Below are 19,214 nucleotides of genomic sequence, written 5' to 3' on the forward strand. Positions count from 1 at the left end.
CTTCCGGAAAATACTGCGCGAGAACCTGCGCAAAACTGAATTCAACCGTCCGTAACGCAAAGTTTCTGCTCTTGTTGGATTGTGATTTGGGCCCTATGGTCGCATAGATCACAACGGCACTCATGCCCACACCTTAAGGTGGAAGACCATGTCACACACGTCAGCAACCCGGCCGCAGTTCAGCCACGCCCGGGCCCGCCGCGCGGGATTCGCGGCCTTCGTCGGCACCGCCATCGAGTGGTACGACTTCTACATCTACGCCACGGCCGCCGCCCTGGTGTTCGGCCCCATCTTCTTCCCGGAGGCGGACCGGCTGGCCGGCATCGCCGCGGCCTTCGCCACCTACGCGGTGGGCTTCCTGGTCCGGCCGCTGGGCGGCGTCATCTTCGGGCACATCGGCGACAAGTTCGGCCGGCGCCCGTCGCTGGTGATCACGCTGCTGGTGATGGGCCTGTCCACCGTGTTCGTGGGCCTGCTGCCCACCTACGAGAACATCGGTGCGCTGGCCCCCGTGCTGCTGGTGGTGCTGCGCGTGCTGCAGGGCCTGGCCGTGGGCGGCGAGTGGGGAGGCGCCGTGCTGATGGCGGTGGAGCACTCGCCGGAGAAGTACAAGACGTTCTACGGCGGCTTCGCGCAGCTGGGCAACCCGGCCGGCGCGCTGGGCGCCACGCTGATCTTCGGCATCCTGTCCGCGCAGGGCGAGACGTTCCTGGTGGACGGCGGCTGGCGCATCCCGTTCCTGCTCTCCGTGGTGCTGATCGCCGTGGGCTTCTGGGTCCGCTACCGGGTGGAGGAATCCCCGGTCTTCGAGGACAAGGTGGAAGGCAAGGAGCAGTCCGTCCCGATCAAGTACGCGCTGCGCAACAACTGGAAGCCGATCCTGATCGGCATCGGCCTGCTGCCCATCTCCACCGGCGGCTACTACCTGGCCACCACGTTCGCCACCGCCTACGGAACCGACCCGTCGGTGGGCCTGAACGAGACGCTGATCCTGAACGCCATGTCCGTGGCGGCCTTCTGCGAGCTGGTCACCTGTTTGGGCATCGCCTGGCTGGGCGACAAGTGGGGCCGCAAGCGCGTCATGGCCATCGGTCTGGTCGGCTCCGTGGTGTTCGTTGTACCGCAGTTTCTGCTGATGTCCACCGGACCGGAATGGCTGATCTTCGTGGCCTTCGCCGTGGTCCGCGTGGCGATGAACTTCACCTACGCCCCGGTGGCCACCATCCTGTCCCAGCTGTTCAAGCCGCAGGCGCGCTACACCTCCATCTCGCTCTCCTACGGCCTGGCCGCCGCCCTCTGGGCCGGCCTGTCCCCGCTGGCCGCCACGCTGCTGTGGGACGCGACCGGCACGGTGTGGTCGGTGATCGGGCTGTTCGCCGCGATGGGCGCGCTGGGCCTCGTCTGCCTGGCGATCGCGCCGCAGCACGTTGACGACGACGTGTACGGCGATGCTGCCGGGCCTGCTGGGACCGGCACCGAAGGTATGTGGAAGAAAGAGAGCTTTAAGTAATGCGCAAGCTGAAGACGTTCGACGACGGCGCCGATTTCCAGCCGCTGCTGGTCACCGCCGGCACCATCCACACCCTTGTTCCGTCCGGTAAGGGCGCGACGGCGATGCTGCTCGCCGCCGGGCGGGTGGCGGCCGTGGGCACCGAGGCCGAATGCCGCCAGACCGCTGCCGGGCTGGGGCTGCGCGAGCCGGAGCACCGGGACTTGGGCGACGCCGTCGTGGTGCCCGGGTTCGTGGACCCGCACGCGCACCCGCTGATGTACGGGCAGATGAAGACCTGGGTGGACTGCGGGCCGGATAAGGCCGGCAGCATCCCGGAGATCGTGGCGCTGCTGCGTGCGGCTGCGGAGACCGCGCCGGCCGGGCAGCCGGTGCGCGGCTACGGCTACGAGCACCGCAACCTGGCCGAGGGCCGGCACCCCACCCGGCAGGAGCTGGACCAGGTGGCCGCGGACCGCGAGGTCTACCTGATGAACGCCTCCGGCCACGGCGGCGTGGTCAACAGCTACACGCTGGAGCTCAACGGCATCACCCGGGACACCCCCAACCCGGCAGGCGGGGAGTTCTTCCGCGACGCCGACGGCGAGCTGACCGGCGAGCTCTCCGACGCGGCCTGCAACATCCTTACCGGACTGGGCGGCGTGAAGGTGGGCCACCACGGGCCCAACTTCCACCTGGCCGACGCGCCGGACGAGCACCTGCGCCAGCTGGCCGCGGCGCAGCAGGACTTCCTGGCCGGCGGCGTGACCACGGTGGGCGACGCCCAGGTCTCCCGCCGCGAGTTCGACATGTACCTGCGGCTGGCCGAGGCCGACCAGCTGAAGATCCGCTACAGCATGTACTTCCTCTCCCACCTGCTGGAGGAGGGGCTGGAGATCGGCATGACCGGGGCGTTCGGCAACGCGCACCTGAGCTTCGCCGGCTTCAAGTTCTACGCGGACGGCACGCTGGGCGGCTGGACCGCGTACTTCCCGGACGGCTACGTGGGCGACCCGTGCCGCACCGGCCAGCTGTACCACGACCCGGCCGACTACGCCGCGCTGATCCTGAAGGCGCACGCGGCCGGGCTGCAGACCGCCACGCATGCCCAGTCTCCCACCGCGCTGGAGATGGTGATCTCCGCGATCGAGGCCGCGCAGGCCGAGCACCCTGACTCCGACGCCCGGCACCGGATCGAGCACTGCGGGCTGCCCACGCCGGAGCAGATCCGTCGGATGGCCGACGCCGGCATCTTCCCGGTGAACCAGCCGCAGCACTACTACAACTGGGGCGAAGGCGTGACCGCCGCGGTCGGAACCCCGGGGGAGCGGTTCAACCCGCTGGGCGAGTTCATCAACGCCGGCGTGCCGGTGACCCTGAGCTCCGACGCACCGGTGGCCGAGCCGCGTCCGCTGGAAGCGATCCAGGCCGCGGTCACCCGCGTGACCCGGCGCGGCCACAAGCTGGGGCCGGACACGCTGAAGATCACCGCCGCGGAGGCGCTGGAGGGGCATACGCTCAACGGCGCCCGCGCGCTGGGCCGGGAGGACGACCTCGGCTCGCTGGCGGTGGGCAAGCGCGCGGACTTCGCCGTGCTCTCCGCCGACCCGCTGGCCGTGGATCCGGAGACCATCGCGCAGATTCAGGTGCTGCAGACCTGGGTGGGCGGCAAGGCTCAGTTTAAGGCCGAGCCCGGCAGGACCAGCGAACCGGCGCTCGCCGGAGGCGGCCATGTCTGAGCAGGCGCTGTCTGAACAAGCCGGATCGCTGCCGACCCAAGACGCAGCCGGGCCGGGCACCCAGCCCGCCCACGCCGTCGAACTTCCCGACGGCGTTGTGGCCGACAACGTGGGCCTGAGCCTGATGACGCTGCTACGCAACTACGGGATCGACGCGGTGTTCGGCATCCCCGGCACGCACAACCTGGAGTTCTACCGGCACTTGGTGCCGCTGGGCATCCGCGCTGTGACCAGCCGGCATGAACAAGGTGCCGGGTATGGCGCCGACGGCTGGTCGCAGCAGACCGGGCTGCCCGGCGTCGTGATCACCACCTCCGGGCCGGGCCTGCTCAACGCGCTCTCCGCAGCCGGCACCGCCTACTGCGAGTCGCGGCCGCTGATCATCCTGTCCCCGGGCGTGCCCGAGGGCGAGGAGTTCGCTGACGTCGGCGCGCTGCACGAAACCAAGGACGCCACCGGGGCCGCCGGCGCGATCGTGGAGTGGTCGCGCCGCGTCCACTCCGGGACCGAGGCCGCGCAGGCCATCCACGACGCGTTCGAGCTGTTCCGCTACGGGAGGCCGCGGCCGGTGCACATCGAGGTTCCGCTCAACGTGCTCGAAGGCCCGAGCGACTGCCCGGCGGACCTGCTGGAGGCGAAGCCGTCGCATGATCCGGTGGGCGCCTCGGCGCAGGCCATCTGCAATGCCGCCCAGCTGCTCGCGGAGGCGCGCCGCCCGGTGCTGCTGGCCGGCGGCGGTTCGCTGCGCGCCGGTAACGCGTTGCTGCAGTTGGCTGAAGCGCTGGATGCCCCCGTGCTGACCACGCTCAACGGCAAGGGCGCGGTGCCCGAATCGCATCCGCTGGCGCTGGGTTCGGACATCCGGCTGCCCGCCGCGCAGCAGCTCTGCGAGGAGGCCGACGTGCTGCTGGTCATCGGCTCCAAGGTGGGCGAGGCCGAACTCTGGTTCAACCAGCTGCAGCCGCGCGGCACGGTGGTCCGGGTGGACATCCTGCCCGGCCAGATGGCCAAGAACATCGCCGCTGACGTCCCGCTGGTCGGCGACAGCGCCGCCGTCGTGCCCCAATTGCTCGCCGCACTGCAGGAAAATTACGACGGCGGTGTCCCGCCGCGGGCGGAGAGCGGCGCCGACCGTGTGGCCCGGCTGCGTCCGGTGCTGCGCGAGGCCGCGCGCGAGCTGGCCCCGCCGCTGGCCGCGCTCGCCGAGCAGGTTGCCTCGGTGCTGCCGGCCGACGCCATCCTCGGCGGCGACTCCTCGCAGGTGACGTACTTTGGCACCGCCAGCTTTGTGCCGCAGGAGCGGGCCCACTCGTTCCTGTACACGCCCGCCTACGCCACGCTGGGCTACGGCCTGCCGGCGTCGATCGGCGCCAAGTTAGCCGCGCCGGACCGGTCGGTGGTCTGCGTGCTCGGCGACGGCGCGCTGATGTTCGCCGTCCAGGAGCTGGCCACCGCGGTGGAGCAGCGGCTGGACCTGGTGGTGGTCTGCGCGGACAACGGCGGCTACGGCGAGATCCGGCAGAACGAACTGGACCGCGGGATCGCGCCGGTGGGCGTGGACCTGGTCCAGCCCGACTGGGCCGCCCTGGCCACCGCCTTCGGCGGCCACGGCGAACGGATCTCTTCCGCCGAGGAGTTCGCGCCGGCGCTCGCGGCCGCCATCGACGCCGGGGGAGTACGGCTCCTGCACGTCCCCACGCACCTGTTCGAAGCTGCCTGACACCACCCATGCCACGACGGCGGTGCCGGCCTTCCCCCAGCCGAGCACCGCCGTCGTACTTTTCTCTGCACCTTATTAACAGCACCACCCGAAAGGACCTACCCGTGAGCACCACCCCGGAAGTCACCGCAACCGTCCCCGCAGGCCTCGCCGCCGAAGCCAAGGCGACGGCGCGGGAGTGGATTGACGCCAACATGGACCGGCTCTCCGACTGGCACCGTCACATCTGGGAGCTCGCCGAGCCGGCCTGGCGCGAATACCGCTCGGCCGCCTGGTACGTGGAGCGGCTGCGCGCCGAGGGTTTCGACGTGGAAGAGTGCAGCGGCGGCATGCCCACCGCGTTCAAGGCCGATTGGACGCAGGGCAGCGGCGGGCCGGTGCTGCTGACCTACGCCGAGTACGACGCGGTGCCCGGCAACTGCCAGGCCGCGACCACCGAGGAGACCCCGCGCGACGGGCTGAGCGCCTTCGCCCCGGGCCACACCGACCCGCACTCGGCGCTGGGCATCTCCACGCTGGCCGGCTTGCTCGGCACCAAGCACGCCATGGAGGTGCACGGGATCGCCGGCACTCTGCGCTACACCGGCGAACCGGCGGAGAAGGTGCAGGGCTCCAAGGTGGTGCACGGGCTGCGCGGCTACTACGACGGCGTGGACGCGATTGTCAGCTTCCACCCGTTCTACATGCTGCCGCTGTGCAACACCGCCCGCTGGGACACCCAGTGCGGCTCCTACTACTCCAAGGTCTACTCGTTCATCTGCGACGAGCCGGAGACCTGGCAGCTCTCGGCCAACCCGAACTCGCCGATCCCGGCGTCGCACTCGGCCGCCCGGGCCCCGGGGGCGAACGTGGCGCTGATGCAGATGTACACCAGCTCGCGGGTGATGCAGGACGCCATGCTGCCCAGCTTCGGCGGCTGGAGCCTCTCCGACGCGATCCTCGGCTCCGGGCAGGCGACCGCGGACAACCTGCCGGCGCGGATCGCGCAGATCCAGTACTCCTGGCGCTGCCCCACGCTGGAGATGGCCGAGCACGTGCTGGCCGTGCTGGATCGCAACGCCGAACACGCCGCCGCGATGGCACACTGCCGGGTGGAGACCACCTGGGTGGCCCGCAACCGCCCCGGCATTACCAACCATGTGCTGGCGCAGGCGCTGTACAACAACCTTGAGGAAGTCGGCGCTCCCTCATATGACGACGACGCCGTGGCCGCCGCGCGTGAGATCCAGTCAGGACTCGGGATCGAGCCGATGGAGAAGCCGTTCCTGGACGAGTGCGAATCGCTGATCTCCCCGCAGGACGCCGAGTCCGCGCTCCGCGAGCACCTGGCCCCGTGGCAGAAGAACTGGACCAGCGACGACTACGTGGAGATGACGCACTACGCCCCGACCGTCCGGTTCTACATCTCCCGGCCCGCGTTGAAGCCCGCCCCCGGCAAGGGCGCCTACCCCGGCTGGGTCATGAACGCCCTCGGCGGCATCCCCGCCGCCATCGACCCGACCATCGAAGTGGCCGGCAAGACCATCGCCGGCACCTTCGTGGACATGCTCACCTCGCCGGACTTGTTGGCCTCGGCCGCGGAGGAGTTCAAGCAGCGCAAGGCCGAGGACCCCACCGAAGCCCTGCTCCCCGCCGACTTCATGCCACCCACCGGCCTCGCCTGGCCCGATTACGCCCCGGCCGAGGGCACCGGCTTCGGCGCCGGCACTGGCCAAAGGACCTGGCACCCGCAATCGCTGTAGCATCCTGAAAAACATGAGGGGTGCCGCCCCCGGTGGGACGGCACCCCTCATGACTGTTCGCAGGTTATACGGCAGGTTCTTCGACGATGGGCTCTTCGATAACCGGCTGCGTGGCGGCGAGCTGCGCCTCGTAAGCGTCGGCAACGGACTGGAAGGCAGTACGGGCTTCGTTGACGATCACGCGGTTCTTGACGCGGAGGTCCTTCAGAGCAGCGGTCTGTGCCGCGCGCAGGTTCTTCACTTCCAGCTGGGCGGCTTTCACGACCTTACCCTTGGCGAGCTTCGCCTTTTTGGACACGGACTTCAGCTCGGCAGCCGCAGTGGCGCGGGCCTGCTGTTCGGTGGTGCGGGCATTATTCTGCGCTGCTTTGAACGCGGCCTTGGCGGCTTTGACATCGGCCTCGGTCACGGCCGGCTCGGCGCTGACGGGTGCGGTGATGACCGGGTCGGTGACGGGCTCAAGGTCAGCGGCGGACGCGGCGGTGGCGCTTCCGCCGGCCAGGAGGGCGGCTGCGAGGAAGCCAGCGGCGATCTTGCGGATTGCAGTCATGTGTACTCCTGTTTGGGTAGGGTGGCCGGCCCAGTGCCTGCCACCTCTCGAAACTAACGAGCGGCCCCGCCGCAAACGCCTGCCTTGCGGATAACCTGCCGAAAGCCTGTCGCAGCTTTCCAAAAGCTGCGTCTTTGCCGGTGCGAGACGTGTCAGGCAGTGCCTGAAGCCGCGGATTGATGGAGGTGGGCACCGCCGTCGTCCATCTTGTGGAGCACTATGAACACGTGGGGCGGACTGCACTGAGGATGCTTGCGGAGGAGGGCAGCTAGGAATTCACGCGCCGCATCACAGGGGGAGGGGCATGCCCTGCACCGGCGGTGGTGTAGCCCTCCCGCCGGAGGAGCTAGTTGACCGTGCCATTGCCTACGCCGGCATGAAGGGGCATGAGGACAACACAACCGTCGTCGCGCTCCGGCGCGAGTGAGAGGATGCCCGGCGGGGAATTCCACAGCCCGGATCGTCTCGACTTATGTGCCGTGAGTTGCATTTGTTCTGCTCTGACGATTCGGATAGCGTTGCGCCGCACCTGCGGATGCAAACCGCGCAGTTGCTCCCCCTTCTTCTTATTCCTGCACTGGAGAGTCCCCGCATGCGCCTGAGGGTAAACGTTCTAATAGTTCCGGTCCTGGTGGCACTCGCGCTGCTGACGGGAGGCATTGCCCCCGCGCATGCAGCCACAGCCGCCATAACACTCAGCCCCTCATCGGGGCCGGCAGGAACCTCGGTCACGGTTACTGGCACAGGCTTCCCCAAGAAGTCTTCCGGAACTCTCACCGGCGGAACTGAACCGGTGAAGTTTGTTGCCAGTGCCTCCGGATACTTCCAGACGACGCTGGTCATACCTCAGGCCGAGCAGGCAACTGTCTTGATCGAAGCCAGGGCAGCCACCGTCCGCGCATCGGCTCCCTTCACGCTCACCTACAGCAGCCCCTCGGTGACACAGGAGGAACCGGTACAGACCCAGTCATCTCCTGCCCCTTCGGCGCCTTCGATCAGCAAAGCGCCGCTTCGCTTCGGCCTGGGAACGCCGGGTGGCCCGTTGGCTTCGGCCGAACTCGACGCAGCCGCCGCTTTGGTCGGCGAAGCGCCATCGATCATCCTCTCCTACAAAGACTTCAACCAGGCCCCGCCGATCACCGAACTGGAAGCGGTCCGCTCCCGAGGCGCGGTCACCCTGCTCACCTGGGAGCCGTGGACCTGGGGCGGAGGCACCGAACAGCCCGGTTTCTCTTTGGACCGGATCACCGCCGGAGACTTTGACCCCTACCTTCGCGAGTGGGGCACAGAACTGGCCCGCTGGGGCCACCCGGTGATGCTGCGCTTCGGCCATGAGATGAACGGCAACTGGTACCCCTGGTCGGAAGGAATCAACGGCAATACCGCCGGCGACTATGCGGCGGCGTGGAGGCACGTTCACGACGTGGTCTCGTCCACCGGCGCCCGGAACATCACCTGGGTTTGGAACCCGAACGTGCCCTACGCCGGATCAACGCTGCTGGACGGACTTTACCCCGGCGCGGATTTCGTCGATGCGGTTGCCCTGGACGGCTACAACTGGGGAACCTCCGCCGCGTGGAGCACCTGGACCCCGCCGTGGGCGCTCTTCGCCGACGGGCTCGGGCAACTCCGCTCGCTGGCCCCGGGGAAACCGATCCTCATCGCCGAAACATCCTCCGCCGAAGCGGGCGGCTCCAAGGCGGCCTGGAACAAGGATCTGGTCTACTACCTGGCCCAGCAGCCCGACATCACCGCCCTGGTCTGGTTCCACTTCAACAAGGAAACCGACTGGCGCATCGACAGCAGCAAAGCCTCCGCCACGGCGCTCGCCGAAGCCCTCGCAGCCCGACCCAAATAACCGGCAACCGCCCTCTGGACGAACGGGGGGGGCGGGGTGGCTGAACACGCGAGCACTGCCACCGTGTTCAGCCCTCGTCGGATCCGCCGAACCATTCGGAAGCCAGGACGCGGAATTCTGCCGGAGGCAGCGTCGAGGCATCTGCAGGGATCATCCCCAGGAACGGAACGGGAAGGTCGCTCAGGTAGTGCTGGTTGTCCAGCTCAATGTCGGTGGGCTCCTGTGGCCAGGCGCCGACCACCAGCCCAGCGACCGGAAGTGACCGGCGCTGGAGTGCCTCCAGCGTGAGCAGGGTGTGGTTCAACGTCCCGAGCCCGCTGCGGCACACGACGACGATACCCGCCGGGTGCCCACTGTTGCCGCCGGCGCCCGCCGTCTTTGTCTCCTCGACGAGGTCAGCAGCCAGATCCGCGAGGCAATATCCCGGCTCGAGTTCGACGAGCAGCCCGCCGGCCCCCTCCACCAGCACGTGGTCAAAACCCTCGGCGAGCGTCCGGATGGTCTCGGCATGCTCAGCCCGCACTGGCAGGGAAGCGCCCTCGCGGGCGGCTGCGGGGACCGGGGCCATCGGTAACCGGAGCCGGGCGCCTTCGAGGACGTCGTCGATCCCGGCCAGCCGGCGGACCTCCTCGATGTCCCCGGCCTCCTCAGCCAGAACGCCGGTTTGGACGGGCTTGTAGACCGCGACCGAACGACGGCTGCTCAGGGAAGCCGCGCGGGAGCCCGCCGACAGCGCCGCGGCAAGCGCCGCCGTCGTCATGGTCTTGCCCACGCCGGTGTCCGTGCCGGTCACGAACAGGACCCGGGGCAGGGCGGGCAGGCCCGCGCCAGGGGGCCTCACCGGTTGCTCCCTTCCGGTGCCGCCGCTTCCACGGTGACGGACAGCGGCGCCTGGAAGGACAGCAGCCGCAGCCAGTCAGGTTCCGGCCCGCTCAGCCGTATGTTGGGCAGGGCGCGGGCTGTTTCCTCCAGGGCCAGGACGGTTTCTAGTTCGGCCAGCCTCGCGCCCAGGCAGCGATGCAGCCCGTAGCCGAAGGACAGCGAGTACGCCGTGGGGCCGGCATCGGGCGGGTGGTGGCCGGCCAGTTCCAGCAGGATTTCGGATCCCGCGGGCAGCGCCGTGCCGTCCAGGACGGTGTCGCGGGGGACGGCCCGGCGCCAGGTGTGCACGGACGGTTCCTCGGCCAGCACCCTGCGCACCAGCGATGTTCCGGAGCCGCCGGAGGCCAGCGACTGCCAGCCAACGGGATCCTGCAGCGCCCGGTACAGGGCGGTGCCGACCAGCAGCGCGGTCGTTTCCTGCCCGGCGATGAGTAGGAAGTAGCCCAGCGAGCAGACCTCGGCGGTCCGGAGCCCGGCCGTGTGCAGTGCGCCGAAGAGGTTGTCGCGTCCGTGGCTGGCGGTGACCTCCGCCCGCAGCCAGGTGTAGAACTCGGCGGCGGTTTCGGCGAGTTCCACCTGACGCTGCGGATCCGGCCAGCCCCAGAAAAGTTCTAGCGAATCCCGGCTCCAGCGCTTGAGCACTTCCGGGTCCGGCAGCTCGAAGCCGGTCAGTTCCTGCATGATCACCGGCGGGATGTGGGCGCCAACAGCCTGGGCAAGGTCCACCGGGCCGTGCGTAAGCTCCGCGGCGGCGGCTTCGGCATGTTTGCGGGTTAGTTCGCGCACCCGCGGGCCGATGGCGGCGACCTTGGCGGGGGTGAAGAAGCCCGCCACGACCGAACGCACCGTCCGGTGCAGCTCCCCGGTGGCCGAGGCCAGCACCGGCGGCAGGGCGAAGCGGCTGCGGCTCAGGATCCGCAGGGCCGCCGGACTCAGCGGCACCACCGAGGTCAGTGCGTTGGTGGGCAGGAAATCGTCCACCCGGCGCAGCACCTGCCGGACCTGTTCGGGGTCGCTGATGACCTGATAGCTCGTGCCCTGGCTCACGCGGGCACCTCCGTTCGGAAAAGCAGAGTATTGATGAGGCCAAAGGCGTAGCGCAGCTGCTCGGGGGCCAGATCCGCGCGGGCGGTTAGCCGCAGCCGCGAGATCCCGTCCGGCACACTCGGCGGACGGAAGCAGCCCACCAGTACACCGGCGTCCTCCAAACTGGCGGCCAGTTCCGCGGCGCGCTGCGGCGAACCGACGGGCACCGACTGCACAGCGCCCGCAGCCTGCTCGATGCCCAGGCCGGCGGCGATCAGCGCCGCGTTGCGTCCGACGGCGGCCACGCGCTCCGGCTCGTCGGCAATGATGCGGCAGGCCTGCGCGGCAGCAGCGGCCGCGGCCGGGGCCAGCCCGGTGTCGAAAATGAAGCTCCGCGCGGTATTGACCAGGTGCTCGCGCAGCGCGGGGGAGCCGAGCACGGCCCCGCCCTGGCTGCCCAAGGCCTTGGACAGCGTGGCGGTCACCGCCACATGCTCCGCTCCGGCCAGCCCCGCGGCGTAGACGGCGCCGCGGCCGTGGCCGGCAACGCCGATCCCGTGCGCCTCGTCCACCACCAGCAGCGCGTCGTGTTCGGCGCACAGCCGCGCAGCGGCGGACACATTCGCGGCGTCACCCAGCACCGAGTAGATCGATTCGATGACGACGACGGCGCGCGGCTGGCTGCGCGCGGCCAGCCGCCGCTCCAAGGCATCCAGGTCGCCGTGCGGGAAGACCTCGACTGGGGAGCGGGAGAGCCGGGCGGCGTCGATCAGCGAGGCGTGGATGTGCTCGTCGGTCAGCATCAGGGTGCCGGGGCCGCCGAGAGCGGTGAGGATGCCCAGGTTCGCCGCGTAGCCGCTGGAGAAGGCCAGCGCCGCGGGCGGGCCGGTGAGCGCGCACAGTTCGGCCTCGAGTTCCTCGTGCACCGCTTGCGTGCCGGTGACCACGCGGGAAGCGCGGGCGCCGGTGCCGTGATGTTCGATGGCGGCGACGGCGGCGGCCCGCAGCCGGGGGTCCGCGGCTAGGCCCAGATAATCATTGGAGGCCAGGTCCAGCACGGCGCCGGTCCGCGGTACCGTATGCCGGGTGATGCCGCGCCGCGCGCGCACCTTGGCCTGCTCTGTGAGCCAGTCCTGCATGGAACCCATCAGCCGTGCACCTCTTTAACGGCGGCACTGATGCCGGCGCCGATCGCCGCCACGTCAGCCGGCGTAGAGACGTACGGCGGCATGGTGTAAACGAGGTTGCGGAACGGGCGCACCCAGACCCCGTGCGCCAGGGCCGCGCGGGTGACCGCCGGGACGTCCACCGCATCGTGGAGTTCGACGACGCCGACGGCGCCGAGCACCCGCACGTCCCGGACGGATCCGAGTCCGGACGTCGGGGCCAGGGACGCGTGCAGGCCGGCTTCGACGCCGCGCACCTGCTCCTGCCAGCCGGCGGTTTCCAGCAGCTGCAGTGAGGCCGAGGCCACCGCGCAGGCCAACGGGTTGGCCATGAAGGTCGGCCCGTGCAGGAGGGCCCGGAATTCGGAGGTTGTGATGACGTCCGCGACCGTCGTCGAACACAGCACCGCGGCCAGGGTCAGGTAGCCGCCGGTCAGGGACTTGCCCACGCACATGACGTCCGGGACCACTCCTGCCCATTCGCCGGCGAAGAGCTTGCCGGTGCGGCCGAAGCCGGTAGCGATTTCATCGAAGATGAGCAGTAGCCCGTGCGCGTCGGCCACCCGGCGCAGGGCCTGCAGGCATTCGGGCGAGTAGGCGTGCATTCCGCCGGCGCCCTGCAGCACCGGTTCCACAATGATCCCGGCCAGCTCGTGTCCGTGGCGGGCGACGGCGGCCTCCAGCTCCGCGGTCCAGGCGGCAACCGCTGCGCCGTCGGAGACCAGGCTGCCGCCGTCGTCCAGCCGCGTGGCCGGCGGCCGGGGGAGGAAATGCTGGACCGGCAGGGAGGGGAAGGCCGAGTGCATGCCGTCCACCGGATCGCACACGCTCATCGCACCGAAGGTGTCCCCGTGATAGCCGCCGCGCAGCGCCAGGAACGCGTGCCGGCCCTGCCGTCCGGCTGCGGCCTGGTACTGGATGGCCAGCTTCAGCGCGACCTCCACGGAGACCGAACCGGAGTCCGCGAAGAACACGTGCCGCAGCGGGTCCGGGGCCAACTCCGCCAACTGCTCGGCCAGCCGGACGGCAGGCTCGTGCGTGAGCCCGCCGAACATCACGTGGCTGAACCGCTCCACTTGGCGGCCTATCGCATCGTCAAGAACGGGATGCCGGTAGCCGTGGATTGTGGACCACCAGGAGCTCATGGCGTCCACCGCCTCGAAACGCGCCCCGTCCGCGGCTTCCAACTGCAGCCGCACGCCGTCCGCTGCGGTAACCGCGTAGGGTGCCGGCCCATCCAGCGGGGCGTACGGATGCCAGAGCAGGCCACGGTCGCGCGCAAGCAGCACTGTGCCGGACAGCACTGCCTCAGGCATTGGGGGCAAGCTCCGTCCCGGCGCCGCGGCGCCGGATGGAAATCGGTGACGGTGCGCCGTCGTCGTCCGCGGCCGCAGAAGTTACCGGGCCGGCGGGCGCCAGGACGGTGAAGCCAGCGTCGGCAATCATCTCCAGGTCCGCCTTCGCGGCCTGGCCCTCGCTGGTCAGGTAGTCGCCGAGGAAGAGCGAGTTGGCCACGTGCAGGGCCAGCGGCTGCAGAGAGCGCAGGTGCATCTCGCGGCCGCCGGCCATCCGCAGTTCGGTGGAAGGGCAGGCGAAGCGCACCAGCGCCAGGATCCGCAGGCAGTGCGCCGGGGTGAGCAGCCAGGTGTCCTCCAGCGGGGTGCCCTCGAAGGGCATCAGGAAGTTGACCGGGATCGAGTCAGTCTCCAGCTCGCGCAGGGCGAAGACCGCGTCGATCAGCTCTTCGTCGCTCTCGCCCATGCCGACGATCAGGCCCGAGCAGGGGGAGAGGCCGGCGTCCTTGGCGTGGTTGACGGTGCGCACGCGGTCCGTGTATTCGTGGGTGGTGCAGATGTCGGCGTAGTTGGATTCGCTGGTGTTGAGATTGTGGTTGTAGGCGTCCACGCCGGCGGTCTTGAGCTTTTCCGCCTGCCCGTCCTTGAGGATGCCCAGGCAGGCGCAGACCTCCACCTGCGGGTGCTCGTCCTTGAGCCCGGCGACCATGGTGGCCACCCGATCCACGTCCCGGTCCGTGGGGCCCTTGCCGCTGGCCACCAGGCAGACCCGGGAGGCGCCGGCGCGAATTCCGCTGGCGGCCTGTTCGGCGGCCTCTTCCGGTTTGAGCCAGGTGTACTTAAGGATTTCGGCGGCCGAACCGAGGCGCTGCGAGCAGTAGGTGCAGTCCTCCGGGCAGAGGCCCGACTTGAGGTTCACCAGGTAGTTCACCTTGACGGAATTGCCGAAGTGGGCCCGCCGCAGCGTTGCTGCTGCCGCCGTTAGCTCCAGCAGCTGTGAGTCGTCGGAAGCGAGGATGGCACGCGCATCCTCGCGGGTCAGGGTGCCGCCGGCCAGCTGCCGGTCGGCCAGATCGTGGAAGGAATTGAACACCGTTCAATAGTCGGTGGGCCCGGAGTGCTTGTCAAGGATGGTGCATGATGGACGCGGTAACGTGACATCGCGGGAGACGGAGAGGACGGAGGTCGACGTGGCCCTGACGCGCCAGATTATCGTTGATACGGCCTTGGAGATCTTGCGCTCGTATGGTCTGGCCGACCTCTCGATGCGCAGGCTTGCGCGGGACCTCGGCGTTCAGCCCGGTGCGCTGTATTGGCATGTAAAGAACAAGCAGGAACTGCTGGTGGTGCTGGCTGAGCGAATCCTGGAGCCCGTGAAAGTGGGCGACGCCGGCGGCGACCCATCCGGCGCCGTGCGGCGGTCCGCCCAGAATCTGCGCGATGCGCTGCTTGCCGTACGCGACGGCGCGGACGTCGTTTCCCTCGCGCAGGCACTGGCGCCGGAGTCCCTCACCCCGCTCTATGGAATGACCGCGCTCTTGGCTGAGACTGGACTGAGCGAGCTGCACGCGCGCTGGGGGGCGAAGAGCCTGACGCACTACATTCTCGGCGCGGTGGCAGAGGAACAGACCCGGGCCGAGCTTGCCGGATCCGGCCTGCTGGAACCACACCCTGATCCTGACACCGATGGCGAAGCGTTCCTCTTCGGCGTCGATACGCTGCTTGAAGGGCTGCGGATGCACCGGGCGCGGTGATCCGCATCGAGGCAGCCGGCAAGTGCATAAGGTCTGCTATTGAGGTCGGGTGTCAAGACGATGGACAGATGGAAACCGGGTAGTACGAAAGCCACTGTGGGGTGATGGCTGAGCTTGCATCCCTTAGCGCGGCCGGTGGAGTCCTTGGGCAGCCGGGCGGCCAGCTTCCACGCGGCGGGCATGGCGGCTGCCGCGATCAGGGACTTCACGATGCCGCCGATGATGAACGGGTACAGGCCCCACTCGAGCGTCTGCTGCAGATCAGCGCCCAGCGAGATGGACAGCCACACCATGCCGAAGGCGAAAGTGATCACGGTGCCTGCGAGGAAGGAAACCGTGCGCCCAGGAACTTCTTGTCCCAGTTGCGCTTGGCCAGCCAGCCGGCAGGCCGCGGCGGCGACGAAGCCCACCAGGTAACCGCCGGTCGGGCCGACGGCAGCGGCCAGGCCAGAGGAGGCCTCGGAGAACACCGGCACGCCGGCGACACCGGCAACCCAATACAGCGCCATCGCCAGCATCCCGCGCACCGGGCCGAGGGTGCTGCCGACCAGCACCACGGCCAGGGTCTGGCCGGTGACCGGGACCGGCCAGAGCGGCCCGGCCAGGCACCGCCGTCGACGAACCGAATATTGTGGTCCACACGGCAAATACTTACCTGAAGGAGAAGCATGCAACGTGAGGAGCAGGCGGGTTTAGACAACCAAACAACAGGCGCGACACGCCCTGCCGCAACGCCTACCGTGCAGATAGACAACGAACGGGTGAAGGTTACCGAGTGGCGCTTTCCTCCGGGCTCGGAAACCGGTTGGCACCTGCATCCCATGGACTACGTTGTAGTACCAATGACCACCGGTGCACTGACCCTACAAACCCGAGACGGGGTCTCGGCCAGTGATCTGGTCGCCGGTGCGTCGTACACCCGCGAGGCGGGCAACGAACACAACGTTGTCAACGAATCCGCTGACGTCTTTGTATTCGTTGAGATCGAGCTGAAGTAGATCGGCCGATACCCTTGCAAGCCCGTGTAAGACCGCCCGGTGTAAGACCGCCCGGTTTTGAAAAGCATGAAGGTGGGTGCGTCTGCTCGCGATGCCACGGTAGCGTGGGAGCGTAGCCTGCGGGGGTGTTCCGGGGCTGAAAGGAGATGCATCGTGTCTATCGTCGTCATTAACGCGCTGAAGGTCCCGGAGGGTTCGGGTACGGAGTTGGAGTCCCGGTTCGCCGCCCGCAAGCATGCGGTTGATTCCGCTCCGGGCTTCGAGGGCTTCCAGCTGCTGCGTCCCGTCGCCGGCGAGGACCGCTACTTTGTGTACACGCAGTGGGCCACGCGCGAGGACTTTGAGAACTGGCGCGACAACCGGGCGCCGCGGGACCACAACAGTGTGCAGCAACCGGTCGCCAGCGGCGCGGAGCTGCTTGAGTTCGAGGTTGTCGAACTCGCAGACTAGGCGGCGGGCCGCCGTCGACGGATCAGCCCGATAAGGCCGCCGAGGACGAGGATGCCGGCGGCCAGAGTCGCGAGGGCAAAGGATGACGCGGCCCCGCGGGCCATCCCGAAGCCTGCCGACCCCAGCGCCTGGCCCGTTGCCAGCGCGATGAACAGCATGGAAGTGCCGGCTCCCGCGCTGCCAGGCCACACGTTGCGGGCCCAAAGGATGAGCACGCCGGAGAGGCCCATGTAGCCGGCGCCGAAGACGGCCATGCTGGCGTAAGCGATCCAAGCGCTGCCTGTCAGCACGGACACTGCGACGCCTGTGCTGGCGAGGGCCAATACGCCGGCGAAGAAGCACCATCCGCCCCGCGTGCCGAGGTGTTGGACGAGTGCTCCGGTGAGGACACCAAGGAAACCGCCCAAGCCTAGGGCGATCCACAGCCACCCTGCTCGCTCGGGCGCGACGGCTCCCGCTTCGGTGAGCAGCAGCGGTCCGAACGTCCAGACCAAGGCTGAACCGACACCGGCAATGACTGCTGCCACGCCGGGGACCGTCAGGAGACGCCACGTCCCGCTGCTGGCTTGGAGTATCGGCGCCGGTTCCCTGTCCCTGCTGGCCGGGAGCCTCGATGCCGGTCCTGCAGCAGCGCGGGCAGAGAGCCCAAGATCCGCGCGTGCCCGTGCGGAGTACCAGGCTGCCACCGCCGTCGTCGCGCAGATCACCGCCATGAACACCCAGGCCGAACCGACCGACGCGGCTGCCGAGGCCACCACTCCGGCGCCAATAACGCCGACCGCTGTGCCAGAGTTCACCAGCGACTGCGCCGTCGCGGAGGTGCTAGGTGGGACCGCCGCGTCAATCACAGGGACCAAGGCCGGAGAGGCGAAGCCCCCGCCCATTCCGCCGATAAAGACGGCCAGCACGAACATGGAGGGTGATGACGCCGCCGCGACCCCCACGCATCCAAGGGCAGCGGTGGCCCCGGCGAGCAGCAGGCCGGCACGAGGCGCGCGATCAACGAACCGCGCGGCGGCCAATGCAGCCAGTGAAAACGAGGAAAATTGTGCCGCGGCCGCCCATCCGAGGACCTCGGCTAGTTCCGGCCGCTGCACTGCCAAGAGCGGCGCGAAGAGGCCGACCCCAAAGCGGGCCATGCCGTAGGTTGCAGCGATCAACAGCATCCCGGCGAACGCCACCACGAGCCCGGGCGTCCGGGTCTTGCGACCGATAGTGTCCCTGCTCATCGAGCCTCCGAATGCATAACGACCGTTACACCATAACGAGCGTTATACTAGTCCCATGGCTGCCCCTTTGAATACCCGCGACCGCATCCTGAATGCGGCCGAGGAGTTGTTCTTCCAACAAGGAATCAGCGTGACCGGCGTGGACCGGGTGGCGGCAACGGCCGGAGTGGCGATCGTGACGCTCTACAAGCACTTCGGCTCCAAGGACAACCTGCTGCGCGAAGTACTCGCACGGCGGCTGGACAACTGGACCCAGCACTGGGACGACGCGATCGCGCGCGCCACCACCCCGGAGGAGCGGCTGCTGGCGGTCTTCGATGCCGTTGATACCTTCCGGGCCTCGGCCAATCCGACCCAATGGTGCAGCTTCCTGGCCACTGCTTCGGAGCGCCCCGCGCCGACGGACGGCCAAGATGACCCGGTGTTCGAGCTGATCGGTCAGGACACGCAGATGATCACCGAGCGGCTGGCGAGGCTGGCGAAGGAGGCAGGCTGCCCGGATGTGGCCTCCGTTGCCGCGGTCCTGCTGCTGCTCTACAACGGCGTGCTCGGCAGCCTGCTCCGCGGCGAACCCAGCAGCCCTGTGGAGCACGCGCGCAAGGCGGCACGCTTCATCATCCGGGCCGGCTCCGGCCAGCCACATCAGGTCTAGCCGCCCGCAAAAAACCGACGCCAAAGCGGCCCGAAAGCCAACAAGGTGACCGACGAGCCAGGGTGAGAACGACCGGCTACTTCCGGGACTTTGCTAGCGCGCGCAGGGCCACCGCGGCCGCGGCGCCGCCGGCGAGCAGCCAGGGGCCCGCGACGATCACTGGGTCCAGCCATTGGTGCTTGACGTCGGCGCGGTTGCGGCCGAAGCGCGAGCTGAAGGCTTTGCTCCCGATTTCGCCAAATACGCCGGTCTCGGTGACCGGGTTGTCCGGACGGAGCGAGGCGAAGGAGCGGAGGTGGCTTTCCCAGGCATCCACCCGGTCGGCCGCGAGCAGGATCAGCCAATGGGCGGCGCGGGCTTCGCTGAACCGGCGGTAGGCATATTTCCGCATCGCCCCGGAGAGGAGCTTCGGGGGAGCGGAGGTGCCGAACGCCGGAGTCAGCTGCTGGTGTTCGATGGAGCGCTCGCGCGGCCATTTCTCCGGCTGCCGCTCCGGGAAGTCCCAGTGCGCGCCGGAAGCGCCCGGGTCGAACCGCTCTCGGGGCACGGCCGGCCGGTCCTTGGGGTCCAGGTCGGCGCCCCAGCCGGGGATGCGGGCGCGGAGTTCTTCGCTGCTGGGCCGGGTGCCGGGTTTCTCGGCGCGGTAAGGCATCGCGTCTTCCTT

General features: G+C 68.9%; 17 protein-coding genes and 1 pseudogene. 9 read left to right on the forward strand and 9 right to left on the reverse strand.

The window, feature by feature from the left end:
- Positions 1-148 precede the first annotated feature (148 nt).
- The 4 genes from AC5RWX_RS08225 to AC5RWX_RS08240 all read left to right on the forward strand — a co-directional run bounded on the left by AC5RWX_RS08225 (position 149) and on the right by AC5RWX_RS08240 (position 6,690).
- A complete protein-coding gene (locus AC5RWX_RS08225) occupies positions 149-1,510 on the forward strand; it encodes an MFS transporter (protein WP_494097241.1) in 1,362 nt (453 codons plus the stop codon).
- Positions 1,510-3,228: an amidohydrolase gene (locus AC5RWX_RS08230; RefSeq protein WP_494097242.1), complete on the forward strand. Its 1,719-nt coding sequence runs from the start codon at positions 1,510-1,512 to the stop codon at positions 3,226-3,228. Before AC5RWX_RS08225 ends, AC5RWX_RS08230 begins: the two co-directional genes overlap by 1 nt.
- Positions 3,221-4,948 carry a thiamine pyrophosphate-binding protein gene (locus AC5RWX_RS08235; protein ID WP_494097243.1) on the forward strand — a complete coding sequence of 576 codons (1,728 nt, stop codon included), beginning with the start codon at positions 3,221-3,223 and terminating at the stop codon, positions 4,946-4,948. The genes AC5RWX_RS08230 and AC5RWX_RS08235 overlap by 8 nt, the downstream gene beginning before the upstream one ends.
- Positions 4,949-5,052: 104 nt before the next feature.
- Complete coding sequence (locus AC5RWX_RS08240; RefSeq protein WP_494097244.1) at positions 5,053-6,690, forward strand: zinc-binding metallopeptidase family protein; 1,638 nt, start codon at positions 5,053-5,055, stop codon at positions 6,688-6,690.
- A gap of 64 nt (positions 6,691-6,754) precedes the next feature.
- Here AC5RWX_RS08240 and AC5RWX_RS08245 read toward each other — a convergent pair whose 3' ends face one another.
- Positions 6,755-7,240, reverse strand: coding sequence for a hypothetical protein (locus AC5RWX_RS08245; protein WP_494097245.1), 486 nt, complete (start codon positions 7,238-7,240; stop codon positions 6,755-6,757).
- Between the two features lie 592 nt (positions 7,241-7,832).
- Here AC5RWX_RS08245 and AC5RWX_RS08250 point away from each other — a divergent pair.
- Positions 7,833-9,098, forward strand: coding sequence for a glycoside hydrolase family 26 protein (locus AC5RWX_RS08250; RefSeq protein ID WP_494097246.1), 1,266 nt, complete (start codon positions 7,833-7,835; stop codon positions 9,096-9,098).
- 67 nt (positions 9,099-9,165) lie between these two features.
- On the opposite strand, the gene bioD is transcribed toward AC5RWX_RS08250, so the two are convergent.
- Genes bioD through bioB form a run of 5 tightly spaced genes read right to left on the reverse strand, consistent with a single transcriptional unit; the run spans position 9,166 to position 14,560 of the window.
- Positions 9,166-9,939 carry a dethiobiotin synthase gene (gene bioD, locus AC5RWX_RS08255; protein WP_494097247.1) on the reverse strand — a complete coding sequence of 258 codons (774 nt, stop codon included), beginning with the start codon at positions 9,937-9,939 and terminating at the stop codon, positions 9,166-9,168.
- Entirely contained in the window at positions 9,936-11,027 is a 1,092-nt protein-coding gene (locus AC5RWX_RS08260; RefSeq protein WP_494097248.1) for a cytochrome P450, read from the reverse strand. The genes bioD and AC5RWX_RS08260 overlap by 4 nt, the downstream gene beginning before the upstream one ends.
- A complete protein-coding gene (locus AC5RWX_RS08265; RefSeq protein ID WP_494097249.1) occupies positions 11,024-12,154 on the reverse strand; it encodes an 8-amino-7-oxononanoate synthase in 1,131 nt (376 codons plus the stop codon). The genes AC5RWX_RS08260 and AC5RWX_RS08265 overlap by 4 nt, the downstream gene beginning before the upstream one ends.
- Entirely contained in the window at positions 12,154-13,488 is a 1,335-nt protein-coding gene (locus AC5RWX_RS08270; protein WP_494097250.1) for an adenosylmethionine--8-amino-7-oxononanoate transaminase, read from the reverse strand. Before AC5RWX_RS08270 ends, AC5RWX_RS08265 begins: the two co-directional genes overlap by 1 nt.
- Positions 13,481-14,560, reverse strand: a complete 1,080-nt coding sequence (gene bioB, locus AC5RWX_RS08275) for a biotin synthase BioB (protein WP_494097251.1) — start codon at positions 14,558-14,560, stop codon at positions 13,481-13,483. Before bioB ends, AC5RWX_RS08270 begins: the two co-directional genes overlap by 8 nt.
- 61 nt (positions 14,561-14,621) lie before the next feature.
- Here bioB and AC5RWX_RS08280 point away from each other — a divergent pair, with 61 nt between their 5' ends.
- Positions 14,622-15,221, forward strand: coding sequence for a TetR/AcrR family transcriptional regulator C-terminal domain-containing protein (locus AC5RWX_RS08280; RefSeq protein WP_494097252.1), 600 nt, complete (start codon positions 14,622-14,624; stop codon positions 15,219-15,221).
- Between the two features lie 215 nt (positions 15,222-15,436).
- On the opposite strand, the pseudogene AC5RWX_RS08285 reads toward AC5RWX_RS08280, so the two are convergent.
- A pseudogene (locus AC5RWX_RS08285) lies at positions 15,437-15,778 on the reverse strand (biotin transporter BioY); the annotation flags it as partial.
- Between the two features lie 111 nt (positions 15,779-15,889).
- Here AC5RWX_RS08285 and AC5RWX_RS08290 point away from each other — a divergent pair.
- Both AC5RWX_RS08290 and AC5RWX_RS08295 read left to right on the forward strand, forming a co-directional pair.
- Complete coding sequence (locus tag AC5RWX_RS08290; RefSeq protein ID WP_494097253.1) at positions 15,890-16,219, forward strand: cupin domain-containing protein; 330 nt, start codon at positions 15,890-15,892, stop codon at positions 16,217-16,219.
- A 153-nt stretch (positions 16,220-16,372) separates the two neighbouring features.
- Positions 16,373-16,669 (forward strand): antibiotic biosynthesis monooxygenase family protein, encoded by a 297-nt coding sequence (locus AC5RWX_RS08295; protein WP_494097254.1) that lies wholly within the window; start codon positions 16,373-16,375, stop codon positions 16,667-16,669.
- Here AC5RWX_RS08295 and AC5RWX_RS08300 read toward each other — a convergent pair.
- The gene (locus tag AC5RWX_RS08300) at positions 16,666-17,898 is read right to left on the reverse strand and encodes an MFS transporter (RefSeq protein WP_494097255.1); all 1,233 of its coding nucleotides are present in this window, start codon (positions 17,896-17,898) and stop codon (positions 16,666-16,668) included. The two genes, AC5RWX_RS08295 and AC5RWX_RS08300, sit on opposite strands and share 4 nt — an antisense overlap.
- A gap of 55 nt (positions 17,899-17,953) precedes the next feature.
- Here AC5RWX_RS08300 and AC5RWX_RS08305 point away from each other — a divergent pair, with 55 nt between their 5' ends.
- The gene (locus AC5RWX_RS08305; RefSeq protein ID WP_494097256.1) at positions 17,954-18,550 is read left to right on the forward strand and encodes a TetR/AcrR family transcriptional regulator; all 597 of its coding nucleotides are present in this window, start codon (positions 17,954-17,956) and stop codon (positions 18,548-18,550) included.
- Positions 18,551-18,626: 76 nt separating this feature from the next.
- Here AC5RWX_RS08305 and AC5RWX_RS08310 read toward each other — a convergent pair whose 3' ends face one another.
- Entirely contained in the window at positions 18,627-19,202 is a 576-nt protein-coding gene (locus AC5RWX_RS08310; protein ID WP_494097257.1) for a hypothetical protein, read from the reverse strand.
- Positions 19,203-19,214 lie beyond the last annotated feature (12 nt).

Source organism: Arthrobacter sp. SPT-J7 (assembly GCF_059089965.1).